10 protein-coding genes, 1 tRNA gene and 2 rRNA genes are annotated in these 16,465 nt (G+C 66.8%); 6 read left to right on the forward strand and 7 right to left on the reverse strand.

Features of this window, described 5'->3' with window-relative positions:
* The first annotated feature begins 332 nt into the window (after window positions 1-332).
* The 3 genes from MWM08_RS05740 (at window position 333) to MWM08_RS05750 (ending at window position 3,427) form a co-directional block, all read left to right on the forward strand.
* Window positions 333-3,070, forward strand: a 23S ribosomal RNA gene (locus tag MWM08_RS05740).
* A gap of 108 nt (window positions 3,071-3,178) precedes the next feature.
* A 5S ribosomal RNA gene (gene rrf / locus MWM08_RS05745) occupies window positions 3,179-3,293 on the forward strand.
* A 57-nt stretch (window positions 3,294-3,350) separates the two neighbouring features.
* Window positions 3,351-3,427 (forward strand) — tRNA-Met (locus tag MWM08_RS05750).
* Between the two features lie 254 nt (window positions 3,428-3,681).
* On the opposite strand, the gene MWM08_RS05755 is transcribed toward MWM08_RS05750, so the two are convergent.
* From MWM08_RS05755 to MWM08_RS05780, 6 genes are all read right to left on the reverse strand, one after another.
* On the reverse strand, window positions 3,682-5,376 hold the full coding sequence (locus tag MWM08_RS05755) for a putative 2-aminoethylphosphonate ABC transporter permease subunit (RefSeq protein ID WP_244458506.1): 1,695 nt from the start codon (window positions 5,374-5,376) through the stop codon (window positions 3,682-3,684).
* Window positions 5,369-6,496: an ABC transporter ATP-binding protein gene (locus MWM08_RS05760; RefSeq protein WP_244458507.1), complete on the reverse strand. Its 1,128-nt coding sequence runs from the start codon at window positions 6,494-6,496 to the stop codon at window positions 5,369-5,371. Before MWM08_RS05760 ends, MWM08_RS05755 begins: the two co-directional genes overlap by 8 nt.
* Window positions 6,497-6,506: 10 nt before the next feature.
* Window positions 6,507-7,526, reverse strand: coding sequence for a putative 2-aminoethylphosphonate ABC transporter substrate-binding protein (locus tag MWM08_RS05765; RefSeq protein ID WP_244458508.1), 1,020 nt, complete (start codon window positions 7,524-7,526; stop codon window positions 6,507-6,509).
* Window positions 7,527-7,605: 79 nt separating this feature from the next.
* Window positions 7,606-8,430, reverse strand: a complete 825-nt coding sequence (gene phnX, locus MWM08_RS05770; protein WP_244458509.1) for a phosphonoacetaldehyde hydrolase — start codon at window positions 8,428-8,430, stop codon at window positions 7,606-7,608.
* On the reverse strand, window positions 8,427-9,548 hold the full coding sequence (locus MWM08_RS05775; RefSeq protein ID WP_244458510.1) for a TIGR03364 family FAD-dependent oxidoreductase: 1,122 nt from the start codon (window positions 9,546-9,548) through the stop codon (window positions 8,427-8,429). The genes phnX and MWM08_RS05775 overlap by 4 nt, the downstream gene beginning before the upstream one ends.
* Before the next feature lie 189 nt (window positions 9,549-9,737).
* Window positions 9,738-10,640: an acetamidase/formamidase family protein gene (locus tag MWM08_RS05780; RefSeq protein ID WP_244458511.1), complete on the reverse strand. Its 903-nt coding sequence runs from the start codon at window positions 10,638-10,640 to the stop codon at window positions 9,738-9,740.
* Window positions 10,641-10,898: 258 nt separating this feature from the next.
* On the opposite strand from MWM08_RS05780, the gene MWM08_RS05785 reads away from it, so the two are divergent.
* Both MWM08_RS05785 and MWM08_RS05790 read left to right on the forward strand, forming a co-directional pair.
* Window positions 10,899-11,642 (forward strand): DUF2786 domain-containing protein, encoded by a 744-nt coding sequence (locus MWM08_RS05785; protein WP_244458512.1) that lies wholly within the window; start codon window positions 10,899-10,901, stop codon window positions 11,640-11,642.
* On the forward strand, window positions 11,639-12,070 hold the full coding sequence (locus MWM08_RS05790; RefSeq protein WP_244458513.1) for a SprT family zinc-dependent metalloprotease: 432 nt from the start codon (window positions 11,639-11,641) through the stop codon (window positions 12,068-12,070). The genes MWM08_RS05785 and MWM08_RS05790 overlap by 4 nt, the downstream gene beginning before the upstream one ends.
* A gap of 71 nt (window positions 12,071-12,141) precedes the next feature.
* Here MWM08_RS05790 and MWM08_RS05795 read toward each other — a convergent pair whose 3' ends face one another.
* Window positions 12,142-14,445 (reverse strand): molybdopterin guanine dinucleotide-containing S/N-oxide reductase, encoded by a 2,304-nt coding sequence (locus MWM08_RS05795; protein WP_244458514.1) that lies wholly within the window; start codon window positions 14,443-14,445, stop codon window positions 12,142-12,144.
* Window positions 14,446-14,563: 118 nt separating this feature from the next.
* Between MWM08_RS05795 and MWM08_RS05800 the strand changes: the two genes are divergently transcribed.
* Window positions 14,564-16,390, forward strand: a complete 1,827-nt coding sequence (locus MWM08_RS05800; protein ID WP_244458515.1) for a HAMP domain-containing protein — start codon at window positions 14,564-14,566, stop codon at window positions 16,388-16,390.
* The last annotated feature ends 75 nt before the right edge of the window (window positions 16,391-16,465 follow it).

Here is a 16,465-nt window from a genome sequence, read left to right on the forward strand (position 1 = left end):
GCCTCGGGCGCTCGAGGAAATTCGCCGATGCCAAGTATGGTGTGGCGTTGACGGTCGAAGGCCTGGTGAGCTGTGTCCCCGATGGGATGCGGCGACACTTCCAAAACCCGCCCATGTGGCGTTGCCCGGGATCCTCGAGAGGGAGCCGGGTGGCGTGCTGGGCGAGCATGTTCTTTCACATGGTGAAGATGATGAGTTGTTGTGTGTGCGAGTGACGCACATCGTCCGGGGGCAGACTTGACCGCGCCCTGGGGATGATGCGGGCGCTGCCGACCGAGACTGAAAGCAGCGTAGGGCGTGTTTTGGCCCTGTGCGCGGGCGGTGGTGTGGATATGGAGTGAGAGAAGGGCATTCGGTGGATGCCTTGGCGCCAAGAGGCGATGAAGGACGTGGCACGCTGCGAAAAGCCGCGGGGAGATGCGAGCGATCGTTGATCCGCGGATGTCCGAATGGGGAAACCCACCCCTTTGGGGTATCCCGGCCTGAATACATAGGGTCGGGAGGCGAACCCGGGGAACTGAAACATCTCAGTACCTGGAGGAAAAGACATCAAACGAGATTCCGCTAGTAGTGGCGAGCGAACGCGGAGTAGGCCAGTGGTTGCTGCAAGAGAAGCCGAACAATCTGGAAAGGTTGGCCGTAGTGGGTGATAGCCCCGTAGGCGTAGTGCTTGCAGTGATCCTTGAGTAGGGCGGGGCACGTGAAACCCTGTCTGAACATGGGGGGACCACCCTCCAAGCCTAAATACTCCTTGGCGACCGATAGTGCACAAGTACCGTGAGGGAAAGGTGAAAAGCACCCCGACGAGGGGAGTGAAAGAGACCTGAAACCGGATGCCTACAAGCAGTCGGAGCTCGCAAGAGTGACGGCGTACCTTTTGTATAATGGGTCCGCGAGTTCGTGTTGGCAGCAAGCTTAAGCCGAGAGGTGTAGGCGCAGCGAAAGCGAGTCTGAACAGGGCGTTCAGTTGCCGGCATGAGACCCGAAACCTGGTGATCTAGCCATGGACAGGTTGAAGGTGGGGTAACACCCACTGGAGGACCGAACCCACGCCTGTTGAAAAAGTCGGGGATGATCTGTGGTTAGGGGTGAAAGGCCAATCAAACCAGGAAATAGCTGGTTCTCCGCGAAATCTATTGAGGTAGATCGTCCACCGATCACCCTCGGAGGTAGAGCACCGGAAGGGCTAGGGGGGCCCAAAGCCCTACCAAACCCTACCGAACTCCGAATGCCGAGGAGTGCAGGTGGGCAGACAGACAGTGGGTGCTAAGGTCCATTGTCGAGAGGGAAACAACCCAGACCACCAGCTAAGGCCCCCAAATGATGGCTAAGTGGGAAAGCATGTGAGACGGCCAAAACAACCAGGAGGTTGGCTTAGAAGCAGCCATCCTTTAAAGAAAGCGTAATAGCTCACTGGTCTAAACAAGCTGTCTTGCGGCGAAAATGTACCGGGGCTCAAGCCATCTGCCGAAGCTGTGGGTGCGTAGCAATACGCGCGGTAGCGGAGCGTTCCCTAGGCCTGTGAAGCGGTACCGGTGACGGGCCGTGGAGGTATGGGAAGTGCGAATGCGGACATGAGTAACGACAAACAGGGTGAGAAACCCTGTCGCCGAAAGTCCAAGGGTTCCTGCGCAAGGTTAATCCGCGCAGGGTGAGCCGGCCCCTAAGGCGAGGGCGAGAGCCGTAGCCGATGGGAACCAGGTGAATATTCCTGGGCCCGCCAGAAGTGACGGCCGTGAAACCGTGTCATTCCTTATCGGATTGGAGTGGCTCGTGGATCGGTCCGGGAAATAGCTCTGGCATATGGACCGTACCCGAAACCGACACAGGTGGACTGGATGAGTATTCCAAGGCGCTTGAGAGAACCATGCTGAAGGAACTAGGCAAATTGCCCGCGTAAGTTAGCGATAAGCGGGACCCATCTGTGGGCAACCATGGGTGGGTGGCACAGACCAGGGGGTGGCGACTGTTTAGTAAAAACACAGGGCTCTGCGAAATCGTGAGATGACGTATAGGGTCTGACGCCTGCCCGGTGCCGGAAGGTTAAAGGGAGGAGTGCAAGCTCCGAACTGAAGCCCCGGTAAACGGCGGCCGTAACTATAACGGTCCTAAGGTAGCGAAATTCCTTGTCGGGTAAGTTCCGACCTGCACGAATGGCGTAACGACCTCCCCACTGTCTCCAGCATGGGCTCAGTGAAATTGAATTCCCCGTGAAGATGCGGGGTACCCGCGGTCAGACGGAAAGACCCTATGAACCTTTACTGCAGCTTGGCAGTGGCGCCAGGAAGGGGCTGTGTAGGATAGGTGGGAGCCATTGAAGCCGGGGCGCCAGCTCTGGTGGAGGCAACCTTGAAATACCACCCTGCGCCTTTCTGGCGTCTAACCGAACCCCGTCATCCGGGGTCGGGACCCTGCCTGGTGGGCAGTTTGACTGGGGCGGTCGCCTCCCAAAGAGTAACGGAGGCGCGCGATGGTGGGCTCAAGCCGGTCGGACATCGGCTGTTGAGTGCAAAGGCACAAGCCCGCCTGACTGCGAGTGCGACAGCACGAGCAGGGACGAAAGTCGGCCTTAGTGATCCGGTGGTCCCGCGTGGAAGGGCCATCGCTCAACGGATAAAAGGTACTCTAGGGATAACAGGCTGATCTCCCCCAAGAGTCCACATCGACGGGGAGGTTTGGCACCTCGATGTCGGCTCATCGCATCCCGGGGCTGGAGCAGGTCCCAAGGGTTCGGCTGTTCGCCGATTAAAGCGGTACGTGAGCTGGGTTTAGAACGTCGTGAGACAGTTCGGTCCCTATCTGCCGTGGGTGTTGGAGACTTGAGAGGATCTTTCCCTAGTACGAGAGGACCGGGAAGGACGCACCTCTGGTGCACCGGTTGTGGCGCCAGCCGCATCGCCGGGTAGCCAAGTGCGGAATGGATAACCGCTGAAGGCATCTAAGCGGGAAACCAGCCTCAAGACCAGGTCTCCCTAAGGGCCGTGGTAGACCACCACGTCGATAGGTCGCAGGTGGAAGCGCCGTAAGGCGTGCAGCCGAGCGATCCTAATCGCCCGATAGAACTCCATATCCTACGCACCACCGCATGGATGCCTCGGCATCCACCGCGCACAGCGCCAAAACACGACCACACACAACAACACCCATCATCACCACATCCGAGGATCCGGCCCGGTGGCCTGGTGGCCATCGCGGGGTTGATACACCCGTTCCCATCCCGAACACGGCCGTGAAACACCCCAGCGCCCATGGTACTGCGTCTTAAGGCGCGGGAGAGTCGGTCGCCGCCAGGCCACCAGGCCGGATCCTCAGCACATCAGCATCCCGGGACAAACCCCCCCAGGATACATCGCGGGGTGGAGCAGCCCGGTAGCTCGTCAGGCTCATAACCTGAAGGTCACAGGTTCAAATCCTGTCCCCGCATCCAGCTTAACCAAACACACGAACAGATCAGGCCCGACGGCATAACGCCTCGGGCCTCTTTTGCGTCCAGCACCACGTCACAAACCATTCGCAAAAAAACATACCAAAAACGAGACGGGTGATGACGGAACGTCACACCGCGTCACGCTTACCTCGATCGCGCGGGTGCGAGCCACGTCACGGCGTAACTCCATTGATAACCGCCCACCACCTCTCAGCCGCAGTCTGATCAAGCTTTTCCCTCAAGCCGCAAACGCCTCAACAACGCCACGCCTGCGTCAGCCGTCCGAGACCGGCACCCAAGACAAGCTGCGCAAGCTTGGCCCCGCTCGTAACCGCCAGAATGACCACACCCATCGCCGCGGCCGCACTCGCTTGGCCAGCTTCGTCCATATGGACCATGGCAACCGAGGCCGGCTTCGTGTCAGGGCCATAGAGGAAGATCACCGCGCTGACTGTCGTCATGGCGTTCACGAACATGAAGACGGCAATCTCCAGGATCGCCGGCAGGCACATCGGCACCGTCACGCGTCCGAAGGTGATCCAAACCGGAACGCGCAGCGAAGCCCCGACCGATTCGAATTCAGGGTCGAGTTGCCGGAGTGCGGTCACCGCCGTCAGGTGCCCGACCGTGTAGAAATGCACGATCGAGTTCATCACCAGAATCGCCAGCGTCCCGTACAGGAACCCCAGCGGATTGGCCGGATGGTTGAAGAACAACACATAGGCCAGACCAAGCACGAGCCCCGGTACCGCCAGAGGTACCGTCACGGCGAATCGTCCTATCGCTCCAATCGCTCCGTGCTGCGGACCGCGCTCGAGCACATAGGCGACCAGAAAGACGATGGCTGTTCCCGCGACGGCTGCCATCGCCGCCATCCGCACCGATAGCCACACGGCCTGCCACCCCGCCGCGTCGAACCGCGAGAAGTCGTAATTGTCGAGGGTCAGCGAAAGATTGTAGGGCCAGAAGCGAACGAGCGACCCCCAGGCCGCGACGCTGACGATGCCGACCAGTAGGCTCGCAACGATGCCGCACAGCACGACCAGAGGCCAGTCACGCGAAGCTCGTGGGGCGGGCCGCAGCAGCACCGCGCGCCCGCTCATGGTGGCAGACCGCTGGCGGCTGGCCCAGCGTTCCAACGCGAAGCCCAGCACAGCGGGCACCAGCAGCACGATCCCCACCACCGCGCCCATGTTGAAGTTCTGCAGGCCGACCACCTGCTTGTAGACGTCGGTCGCGAGTACCGGGAACTGCCCCCCGATCACCTTCGGAATGCCGAAATCCGTCACCACCAGCGTGAAGACCACGACGAAAGCCGAAACCAGGCCATAGCGTGCCCCCGGTAAGGTGACGGACCAGAAGATCCGCGCGCGCGAGGCCTTCAGCGTCGATGCCGCCTCATAAAGCCGCGCATCGGCGGTGGACAGCGCGACGCACAGGATCAAAGCGGCCGACGGGAAGCAGTAGAAGACCTGCGCTGCTACGATGCCGACGGGGCCATAAATGCTGCCGCCCATCAACAGCCCGCGCAGCATGCCCTGGTTTCCGAACAGGTAGATCAGTGCGAGCGCCGGCAATAACGAGGGCGCCAGCAACGGCAGCATCATCACCGCGCGGAACATCGGCTTGGCCGGAATGCACGCCCGCGTCAGCGCGTAGGCGTAGGCGAAGGCGACGGGAACCACGATCACCGCCGTCAACGTCGCCGTCCAGACGCTGTTCCAAGCCGCCGCCAGCAGCGCCGGCGTGGTCGCGTAGGTTCGGAAATTCGCGGTAGCGGCAAAGCCGCCCTCCGGCGTCTCGAATGCGCGCAGCAGCAGCGTGCCGAGCGGCAGCACGAGGAAACACGCCAGGAAAACCAAGGCTCCCCACAGCGCCAAACTCATCACGCGCTGGTCGGCCGAAACGCCACGCTGGGTCGGAACGCCAGCCAGCGCGGCGTTAGACATCGTCGACGAACACCATCAACCGGTCGGCGAGCAGAACAGCCGCGACGCCGGCACCAGGCACGGCCCCGAGCGCCGCGACGTCCCCCGGCGTAGCCGAGGCAAGCAGGCGCAACGCCTTCGCCTCCAGGGTAAGCCTGCACACCGGCCCAAGAAACTCGATACCGGTGACAAGGCACGGCACGGCGCTTGGTGGTGCCTCGGCTGCCGGATACAACTGCACATGCTCGGGCCGGATGAAGCATGTGACGCGGGTGCCATAGAGCAGCGCCCGCGCGGCGTCCGCCGCGATGCGGATGCCGCCCGCAACGAGCATACCTGCAGGCGAATCCACCACCGCGTCGAAATGCGTGGAGTGCCCGACGAAGCCTGCGACGAACGGGCTTGCCGGACGGTCGTAGATCTCCGCCGGCGTGCCGATCTGCTCGATCCTGCCGCGGCTCATAACCACGATGCGGTCGGAGACCGACATCGCCTCCTCCTGGTCATGCGTGACCATCACTGTGGTGACGCCCAGGCGCTGCTGCAGCGAACGGATTTCCTGGCGCAAATGCGCGCGCACGATCGCATCCAGCGCCGAGAGCGGTTCATCGAGCAGCAGCAGGCCGGGCTCGTTCGCAAGCGCACGCGCGAGCGCCACGCGTTGCTGCTGACCGCCGGAGAGCTGCGCCGGGTACTTCAGTGCCTGCTCCGAGAGGCCGACGATATCGAGCAGTTCCGCCACACGCTCACGCCGGCGCCGCTGCGGCCAAGCCGGCCCGCGCAGCCCGTAGGCGATGTTGGCGTTGACGGTCAGGTTCGGGAATAACGCGTAGGATTGGAAGACAATGCCGAAGTCCCGATCGGCCGGCGGCAGGTGCGTGATGTCGCGCCCCTGCTGCAGGATACGCCCGGTCGTTGGTGGATCGAGCCCCGCAATACCCCGCAATAGCGTGGTCTTGCCGCAGCCAGACGGTCCCAGGAAGGTGACAAACTCGCCCCCCTGTACAACCAGGCTCACGCGTTCGAGCGCGACGAAGGTGCCGAACTGCTTGCCGACATCCACGACGCACAGGAAATCCGCGGCGGGCGGCCTGCCGGATGCCGGTGCGTCCGCGGCGACTTCCGGCGTGGTGGCGCTCATGCGCGGCGCTTCAGTTGCGCGGCGCGGACTTGCCGTCGAAGCGGTTCGCCCATTCGCGCAGCAGCCTGTCGCGCTGCGTCGCGATGGTGCGGAAATCGGCGCTCACCAACCGTTCGGCAAAATCCGCTGGGTAGTTGCGGACCGTCGGCTCCACGCCGGGCAGCGCCAGCAGCGCATAGTAGCGCCCGTACAACTCCATCGCCGGGCGAGAGACCGCGAAATCCGCCAACCGACGCGCCGCCACCTGGTTGCGCGTACCGCGCAGGATCGCCGTGGCCTCCAGGTCGAAGCCGACGCCGTCGCTGGGGACAATGATCTCGATCGGTGCGCCCTGATTGCGCAGGGCCACTGATCGCATGTCAAAGGAGATGCCCACGCCGAACTCGCCACGCGCCGCGTTGTTGCACGGCGCGCTGCCGGAATGGGTATAGACTTGGATGTTGTCGTGCAGGCGCGTCATATAGTCCCACGCGCCGGCCTCGCCGCGCGTGCCGATCCAGCCCGCCATGGTCAGAAAGCCCGTGCCAGAGGAATTCGGGTTGGGCATCGCGACCTGGCCACGAAACGCCGGGTTCAGCAGGTCGTTCCACGTCGTCGGCCGCGGCAGGTTGCGCTGCTGGGCAACCACCGTGTTGAAGCAGATGGCCGAGACGAAGGCGTCCATGCCTGTCCAGGTCATCGGGCTGCGGTCGGAGCGCATATTGGCGCGCAGCGCCTCGGCACCCTGCGGCGTATACGGCTCGAGCATCTCAAGCGCCTCCATCTGCAGAAGCGAGAACACCGACAGGCCCCAGACGAGATCCGCGCGCGGATTCTGGCGCTCGGCAATCAGGCGGGCGGTGATGATGCCGGTGGAATCTCGCACCCAGGCGATCTCGATGTCGCGCAGGGCGGCTTCGGCGGCCTGCTTGAACGGAGCCAACTGCTCGTTCTCGAGCGCCGTATAAACCGTCAGGCGGGTACGCTGCTGCGCCTCGGCCGCCGGAGCGAGGCCGATCAGGGCGCAGGCAAGAAGGGCAAGGCGGCGCATGGACAAGCTCCCAAGGTCACCTTCAGCCCCTAGCCCGTGCTCAGCGTCAGTCATGTGACCGCAGGGTTACGGTTCCGTGTCACGGGCCGTCGACGATGCCGGGCCGATCGCCGCGTGCCAGCCGTGCCTCGATCAGGTCGATCACCGCGGGAAGATCGGCGACGGAATCAACAACGATATGCGCGCCGGCACGCATCAGCGTTGCACTCGCGTCCCGTCGGATCGCATCGCGTGCCGCGGCGTCCAGAGCTGCGAGTTCGGCCGCGGAAAGCCCGGCGATATTGCCGGTGAGCGCGACGCCGACTGCCCAGCATCCGGCGGCGCGAGCCTCGCCGATCCCGGGTGGCGTGTCGTCCAGCTTGACGACGTGGCTCGCGGGCCAGACGCCCATCGCCGCCATGGCAGACCACATCTGCAGCGGCGCGGGCCTGCCTGCCGCCAGGTCACCGGCGCAGACCATCACCTCCGGCATGAAGCCCTGCGCGGCCGCGAGCGGCGCGAGCCGTTCCATGATCGGGCGCGTGTAGCCCGTCGTGGAGCCCAGCCGGATACCGCGTGCCGCGCACCAGTCGAAGGCGTCCAGCGCACCGGGGATCAACGCGCTGTGCGCCTCGACGGCGGCGACGTTCAGCGGTTCGAAGATCTCGAAGATCGCATCGATCGCGGCCTCGTCGAATTCGCGCCCGTGCCGCGCGCGCCAGGCGGCGGCCACGGTGGGCGAGGTGCCGACCAGCCGGATATGGTCGCGCTTTGCCATCCCCATGGGGCCGCGCGCATCGGCGACCGAGATCACGATGCCCAGCCGCGCGAAGGCTTCCACGAAGGCGCCCATCGGCGCCCGCGATCCGTGGTCCAGCACCGTCCCCGCCCAGTCGAGGATCACGGCCTTCACCTGCGTGCTCATGGCGCGGCATCCAGATCGGCCAGCACTTCCTCCGCCAGACCGAAGGCGGTGCTGGCGCCGGTGCCGGAGGTGACGGAAACCAGGCGGAGACCCGGTCCGATGCGTTCGACGAAGGCGTCCTCCGGCCCCGATGGATACAGCCCGATCCAGGTCTCGACCACGCGGGGGACTGGCAGGTCGAGCACGCGCCGTGCCTCATCCAGGATCAGCCGGTCGACATGGCCTGGCTGGAAGGGGTCCGGTGTCGCGCCATAGTGGTGGCTGTCGCCGACCACCAGCGTGCCATCGGCGCCCTGCACCACGATCAGATGGACGCCGTTCTCGAGTTCCTCGGGCTGCTCGGCGCCGAGGCGCGCGCGCAGCGCCGGCAACGAGGGACACTCGGCGTAGCCGCGGTAGCGGTGCAGGCCGAGGTCGCTCATCACCGCCGCCGGGAGGCGCCAGCCGGGATCGGCCAGGCGGAGCATGTGCAGCTTGCACAGCGTGACACCGCGTCGCGCGAAGACCTCGGGAAACAACGACACGATGTCGGCGCCGGGACAGACGACGATGCGTGGCGCGTGGAAGGTGCCGGACTGCGTCTCGACGCGGCCCTCCTCTATGCTACGCACGGCGACCTGCCGGCGGATGGCGACGCTCAACGTGTCCCGTATCCAGGCGGCGAGGCGGGGAATGGCGTCACGGCTTTCGACACGGAGCTCGTGCGGGCTGTGCAGGGCGGCGATGACGCCATCGGCGCGCAGCGGCGGCGCATGGGCGGCTAATGCTGCGCCATGAAGTACGCGGCAGCCCTCGCCCATCGGGCCCGCGGCGAATTCTTCCAGGACAGCTGCGGCTTCGGGGCGCCGGGCACACATCAGCAGGCCGCGATGGTGCACATCAATGCCTGCGAGGGGCGCGACCTCCGCCCAGACATCCCGCGCGCGTCGCGCACGGCGCCAGGTATCCGCGGACGCCTGGCCTGTCACCGTAACGAAGCCGAAGTTGCGGATTGAGGCGCCATTGGCCTGCGCATCCCGGTCCAGCACCAGAACACGCCGCCCGGCACGCGCCGCCAACAGGGCATGCGCCAGCCCGACGATGCCGGCACCGACGACAATGAGGTCGTAGTCCTTCATGGGCGCAGCACTATCATGGGTGCGCCGCCACCGCAGCGTTGGGCCAAGTCATACCGGCAATCCCTGCTTGCGCGTGCGGGGCCCGGTGTTGTTGCTGTGGCGTCCGCGATCGGACCGCGTGCGCGCAGGTCTGGCCACCGCACCGCCCCTTCCATTCGTGACGTCCGGGCGACGCGACCGGTCCTATGGCTACGATAGCCAGCGCCGGGCGATGCGGCACGCGACCGTGAAGGCAGGGTTGAAGACGTTGCCGATATCGTAGCGAACGACCTGGCCCATGAGGTGGCTTGCCGCGCGCGCATCCAGGCCGAAATCCTCGCCGAGCCACCGCGACATCTCGGTGGTGGCGTGCTGCAGCGCCTGGTCGAGCGGCCGTGCATTGCCGACGGTGAAGATATCGTCGGCCGTCTCGCCTCGCGGCCAGGTGATTCTGCGCTTCAGCACGCGGAAGGTCACCTCCATCTCGAAGGATGTCTCGATGCCGGTGCCGGTGATTTCGCCGTCGCCTTGGCAGGCATGCCCGTCGCCGAGATAGAACAGCCCACCCGGCACCGACACCGGGAACCAGGCCGTCGTGCCCGGTGCGAACAGGCGGTAATCCATGTTGCCGCCGTTCTGCGCACTGGTCGCGGTCGACAGCGCCTGGCCGCCTGCCGGCGCGACGCCGAAGCAGCCGATCATGGGCTGGATTGGCGGTGCGAAACCCTCCAGCCCCTTCGTCTTGTCCTGCAGCCGCACGATCCCGGCCTCGCGGTCGATATCCCAGACGGCGCGCTGCTGCGGCGGCCGGTCGATGATCGCCGCGGGGTCGAGCACGGTCAGTGCAAGGGGCGAGTAGGTCCAGCCCGTCGCCCGGCTTGGCGTCAGCCGGTCGATCCGCACCGCAAGCGTGTCCCCCGGTTCGGCGCCTTCGATGAAGAATGGGCCGGTCATCGGATTCGGCCGGCTGCCGACCGCGACCTCCCGTGCATCGAGGCCGGAGGCGTCGAGCGTGTCGGTCACCACCGTGTCGCCATCCGCGATGCGCAGGACGGGTTCGGCGGTGCCGATCACGTTGAAGTACCGTGTCGGATGGAAGCGATGCGTGGCCATGAGGCTCCCCGGACTACTTCGCTGCCATGGCCCGACCGCACCGCGCCATGGATGATCCCGACACGCTAGGAACCGCGTCGACGCTTGGTCAAGCTGCGCACCGGCGGCGGGGCGGGTCGCTTCGGTGCTTGCGCATCGTGGATGTGCCGGCAGGATAGGAAGCGCCGGGACCCGGCGCAGACGGCAGGCCCCCGCATTGCGACAGGCGCGGCGCATGACGGACCGGCAGTGGCATGACGCGAACGAGGCGCAGGGGCAGTGAGCCAGCAGACCGAACTCGACAAGGTGAAGGCCCGCATCCGCGCCCTCGCGGCGCGCACCGTGGATCGCGGCTGCTCGGAGCCTGAGGCCCTCGCCGCCGCACAAAAGATCGGCGAGCTCCTCGAGGTCTACGGGCTGACGATGTCCGAGGTGGAACTCCGGCAGGAGACCTGCATCCAGCGCCAGAGCGTGTTCAGCGGCCCACGCCTGCAGGCACTCGGCACGATCTTCCTGCCGATCATCGAATTGACGGAGACCAAGGGCTGGATGGTCGGGCGAGACACCTTCGTCTTCTACGGGCTGGAGCCAGATGTGCTGATGGCGGAATACCTGCTCCAGGTCGTCGCGCGCACGGTCGACCAGGAGGAGGCGGCGTATCGAACGAGCGACGCCTATCGGCAGGGCCGTGCGACGCCGCAGAACCGGCTACGCAGCTTCCGCTATGGTTTTGCCGAGCGCGTGTCGAAGCGCATCGCCGCACTTGCGGCGCATCGCCGCGCAACACAGGACGCAGCCAGGGCGCCGACTGCGTCGGGCACCGCGCTGGTCCTGGTGAAGCAGCGCCTCATTGCCGAGGGCTTCCGCGACCTCGGGATCCGTCTGCGCACGAGCTACACGACGCGCACGGTGCGGGACGGCGCGGCCTATCGGAACGGGATGGACGCCGGCGGGCGCGTCAAGCTCGACAGGCCCGTTGCCGGCGCAGCCGGTCCACCGCCCCTGCCACGCCGGCCGCGATGACCAGCGCGCGCGACCGCCGCGTCTATGCCTGGGAGAACCGGGTCGTCGCGCCGCTGGACCGCTCGGTCGTGCCGTTCGATCGGATGCAGGCGATCGTGGACCATGTCTGGGCGGCCGAGGGTCTCCGATGGCCGCCGCGCGTGCGGCCGCTCAGGACGTCCCGTGCGACTGTCGCGACAGGCAGCCGCCTCGCGATCGAGGCACCGCCGCAACTGCCAACCTGGATCCTGCTGCACGAGATCGCCCACGCCTTGACCAGCACGGCCGGAGGACAGGGCGATGGGCATGGGCCCGACTTCGTGGGGACCTATGTCCGCCTTCTCGTCACCCATTGCCGCCTTGATCGGGCGATGCTGGCCGAGACGCTCGCGGTCGATGGCATTGGCTGGAATCCCGAAGCGAAGCCTGCATTCCTCGACCAGGGCTGACGCAAGCGCCGCGTGGGATGCGCCAGCACCACGACCGCAAGGCGGGTCTGCCGGCGCCGCAGCGCGGGTCGTCAGGCCGGCGGATCGAAGGCGCGGATCGGCGGCAGGTTGCCGGTAAACCGTTCCACCTCCACCACCGTCAGCTGCCCCGTGCAGCCCTGCGCGAGGGCCGAGGTCCCGGCATCGCGGGTCACCACATTCGGATTGCCATGCACGCAGAGCGGTCGATCTTCGTGTGGGTCCGCGGGGTCGTACCAAGCGCCGGTGGCAAGCTGTACCACGCCGGGCCGGATATCCGTGGTCAGGCGCACGGCGGCGAGGCAGGCGCCGCGGAGATTGTACAGGCGGATGATGTCGCCATCGTTGATCCCGCGCTCCGCAGCGTCTTGCGGATGCATGGCCGCGACCTCGCGCCCACGCCGCTTCGAGGCAAGGCTATGCGCGCCGAAATCGAGCTGGCTGTGCAGCCGCGTGGCAGGCTGATTGGCAACCAGATGCAAGGAAGCACCGGGGCCGGGGACTTCGATCGGCGGCAACCAGGCCGGATGGCCCGGGCAGCTCGCCTCGTTGAAGCCCGCAATGGTCGCGCAAAAGACCTCGATGCGCCCGCTGGCGGTCGGCAGCGGGTTGGAGTCCGGGTCCTCACGGAACGCGCGCCAGGGGCCGCCATCATCGGCGGCCTGCGGCAGGCGAAGCCTTCCCGCCTCCCAGAATTCCTCGAACGCGGGGGCAGGCAGCCCCAGGTCGCGCAGGCCCTGCTGCGTGCGGGCGTAGAGGTGGTGCAGCCATTCGCGCGCGGTTCGGCCTTCGGTGAAGGCTTCCTCCGTACCAAGGCGCCGACTCAGCCCGGCAAAGATGTCGTAGTCATCGCGCGCTTCGGCATAGGGGGGCGCGATGCGATGCATCGCCACCATCAACGGGTCGTGCGAGCTATATCCGATATCCTCCCGCTCCAGAGTCATGGTCGCCGGTAGGACGATGTCGGCGTGGCGCGCTGTCGCGGTCCAGGCCTGCTCATGCACCACGAGCGTGTCGACCTGCGCGAAGGCCTGGCGCAACCGATTGAGGTCCTGGTGGTGGTGGAAGGGATTCCCGCCCGCCCAGTACACCAGCCGGATATCGGGATAGGTGCGTGTCTGCCCGTTGTAGCGATATGTCGTGCCGGGGTTCAGCAGCATGTCGGCGATGCGCGCGACCGGAATGTAGTTGCCATGACGGTTGCGCCCCTGCGACAGGGTCGGACCCGGCACCGCATTGGCGCGCCGGCCGTAATAGCCGATCGCCCCGAGCGCATAGCCGTAGCCGCCGCCGGGCAGGCCGACCTGGCCGAGCGCCGCGGCCAGCACCGCGCCCATCCACACCGGCTGTTCGCCATGCTCTGCGCGCTGCAGGGCATGCGCGACCGTGACCAGCACGCGGCGGCCGTGCAGCCGGCGCGCAAGCGCGCGGATCGCCTCGGCCGCGACGCCGGTGATCGGCGCAGCCCACGCCGCGTTCTTCGGTTGCCCGTCGGTGGTGCCAAGCAGATAGTGCTCGAAGACTGGCCAGCCGGTGGTGAAGCGCTCGAGGAAGGCGCGGTCGTGCAGCCCCTCGCTCACCAGCGTATGCACGAGGGCGAGCATCAGGGCGGTGTCGGTGCCCGGGATATTGGCGATCCACTCGGCGCCGGCTTCCTCAGGCAGGTCGCTGCGCAGTGGCCCGACCAGGATGAACTCGCAGCCGCGCGCACGCGCGGACCGCATCGCGCCGCGTTCGACATGGTCGCTGATGCCGCCGCCGGCGACCATCGCGTTCTTCAGCGCCATGCCGCCGAAGGCCAGCACCACCTCGCTGTGCTGCGCCACCTGGTCCCAGGTGACGTTGTGCTTGGTCAGCTTCTCGTATTCGCCGAGGACATGCGGCACGATCACCGATGCCGCGCCCGAGCTGTAGGAATTGACCGAGGCGACGTAGCCGCCGAAGGCGCAGTTGAGGAACCTGTGGATCTGGCTCTGCGCATGGTGGAAGCGCCCGGCGCTGGCCCACCCGTAGGACCCGCCGAACACCGCCCCCGGACCGTGGCTGTCGCGGATCCGGCGCAACTCCCCGCCCAGCAGGTCCAGCACGGCGTCCCAGGCCATCGGCACGAAGTCGTCCCGGCCGCGCGCGCGGTCAGGGCCTGGGCCACGCTCGAGCCAGCCGCGGCGCACCATCGGCTGCGCGATCCGCGCGCGATGCCGCAGCGCCGTGGGGAAGTTCTGCAGGATGGCGTTCGGGTCGGAGTCACCCGCATGCGGGCGGACCACCAGTTCGCCGTCGCGCATGGCGGCCGTGAAGACCCCCCAATGCGAGCTGTGCGGTCGGAAGGCCGAGGTCTCGTGCGTGTCGAAGCTCATGCGACGTGCCCTTGAAGCTGCAGCAAGCGCAGGCGCGCCGTGCTGCGTCCCGCGCGCGACACTTTATCCATTCCGGCCGGCCTGGATACCGGCTGGCGGCCGCGGGGCGGGCATTGCCGTGCGCCGCCGCGGCCCTGGGCGCGCGTCAGCCACCTATCTCCGTGCGGAGCGCGCTTCTTTTTCACGGTGCGGCACGTCATCATGTGCACATTGCCGCATCGGAAGGCCGGTGCGGTCCTTCACCCCGGATCCTGGCGGCAACACACGCTGCACCAGCGATCGCGAGCAGGATCGCAGCTCGATGGATGGTTCGCTCGAAGCGATCGAGGCGGTGCGCTCCACGCGCGAAGCCGCGCATCGTCGGCGTCGCTGGCGGTTCGGCGAATGGCTCGGCCGCATCAACACCCGTGCGGGCATGATCAGCCTGCTGTTCCTGGTCGTGGTCGGCCTTTTTGCCAGCAATGCGCTCGGTACGATCGCGCGGCAGACGCGCGTCATCGACGAACTTGGCGAGGGCATCCGCCTGACCGACGATGCCGCCGCCACCCTGGCCGCGAGCACCGCGTCCTATGGCACCACGCTTGGCGGCATCCTCGCCGGCAGCATTCCTCCCACGGCGATCGTCGCAAGGATGGTGCCGCAGGCGGCACAACTCTCGGCGGCCGTTCTGGCCCTGGAACATGCGGCCGGTGCCGATGTCGACCCGGCGCTCATGGCGCTTGCGCGTGAGAGGCTCGCACGCCTGCCCGGGCTCGCGGATCGCGTACAGCAGACCCTTACCGGCCGCCGCCGCGGCGATGTCGCGCCGCTCCATGACGAATGGCTCGACGTCCAGGCCGGATTCCTGCGCCTCGTCGATGCGACGCGCGACGCCACACGCGTGCGCGCGCAAGCCGGTGTCGCCGCGGCGCGCCGGTCCGCCCAGGATGCGCGCATCGTAACCTTCGCCGGCGTCGCGCTCGGCGTCGCGGCGACGATCCTGGTTTGGCTGATCGTCGTGGTCATGATCACGCGCCCGATGGGCGCGCTGCACCAGGCCATGGTGAGGATCGCGCGAGGCGACGTCACGACACCGGTTCCGCTGGCCGACCGGGAGGACCAGCTCGGTCTCATGGCGCGAGCGCTGTTGGTATTCCGGGACAACCTCAACGTGATGCGCAGCCTGGCCGACCGGGCGCTCGACGGGGCGCGGCAGACGCATTATTCGACCAACGAGGCATCGGAGGCGACGGCCGCGCTGGCACGCGACCTCGCCTCGCAATGCGACGGCCTGCGCAGCCTCGCGACGGCGCTCGAAGCAGCTGCCGACGCGATCCGCCAGGTTGGCGCGGATGCGCAGGAGGCGCGCGACAGTGCCGGTGACGCGCAGCTTCTGTTCGACGACGGCCTGCGCAGGATCGGCAACCTCGGCGAAAGGCTCGCGCGCGACGCCCAGGATCCGGGCCACGCCGGTCGCCTGACCGCGGCGATCGTCGACATGGCGACGCAGGCGAATGCGCTCGCTGCCGCGGCGGCGAGCACGGCCGCCCAGCCCGTCCCGAACAGCGCCGGACTCGGGGGCATCGCAGACCAGGCGCGCGCCCAGGCGGCGCGGAGCCAGGCGCTTGCACTCGACATCGCCGAGGTACTCGACGCGCTTCGCGCCACGCTGCGCGATGCCGGGCGCTCCGCGCAGGACGTGGCCGCCTCGGTCGAGACGCTCGAGGGACGCGTCGCGGATACGGCGCGGGCCGTGGTGGGCATTACGGCGGCGCTCGCGCGCGTGCACGATACGCACCATGACCTTGCCGAACGAGTCCGCGCGCTCGCGCAGGATGCCGCCACGCAGGCCGCGACGGCCGATGCCCTGGCGGCCACGACGATCGAACTGAACCGCCAGGCCACCGAGACGCGCGCCGCCGTTGAATCGGTTGCAGCCGGCGCGCGGCTTGGCCGAAACGCCTGACGGTTGCTGCACGACGCGCCGTGCGCTTGCGGTCGGCTCCGTCGCCGCCTGCAGGCATTGCGACGGCCAGGCGTT

It is taken from the genome of Roseomonas fluvialis (assembly GCF_022846615.1).
Lineage (GTDB): Bacteria > Pseudomonadota > Alphaproteobacteria > Acetobacterales > Acetobacteraceae > Neoroseomonas > Neoroseomonas fluvialis.

What these genes read in the sequence shown, in the direction of transcription:
- MWM08_RS05755 (WP_244458506.1), bottom strand. Translation starts at nt 5,376, where the DNA reads ATGTCTAACGCCGCGCTGGCTGGCGTTCCGACCCAGCGTGGCGTTTCG.
- MWM08_RS05760 (WP_244458507.1), bottom strand. Translation starts at nt 6,496, where the DNA reads ATGAGCGCCACCACGCCGGAAGTCGCCGCGGACGCACCGGCATCCGGC.
- MWM08_RS05765 (WP_244458508.1), bottom strand. Translation starts at nt 7,526, where the DNA reads ATGCGCCGCCTTGCCCTTCTTGCCTGCGCCCTGATCGGCCTCGCTCCG.
- phnX (WP_244458509.1), bottom strand. Translation starts at nt 8,430, where the DNA reads ATGAGCACGCAGGTGAAGGCCGTGATCCTCGACTGGGCGGGGACGGTG.
- MWM08_RS05775 (WP_244458510.1), bottom strand. Translation starts at nt 9,548, where the DNA reads ATGAAGGACTACGACCTCATTGTCGTCGGTGCCGGCATCGTCGGGCTG.
- MWM08_RS05780 (WP_244458511.1), bottom strand. Translation starts at nt 10,640, where the DNA reads ATGGCCACGCATCGCTTCCATCCGACACGGTACTTCAACGTGATCGGC.
- MWM08_RS05790 (WP_244458513.1), top strand. Translation starts at nt 11,639, where the DNA reads ATGACCAGCGCGCGCGACCGCCGCGTCTATGCCTGGGAGAACCGGGTC.
- MWM08_RS05795 (WP_244458514.1), bottom strand. Translation starts at nt 14,445, where the DNA reads ATGAGCTTCGACACGCACGAGACCTCGGCCTTCCGACCGCACAGCTCG.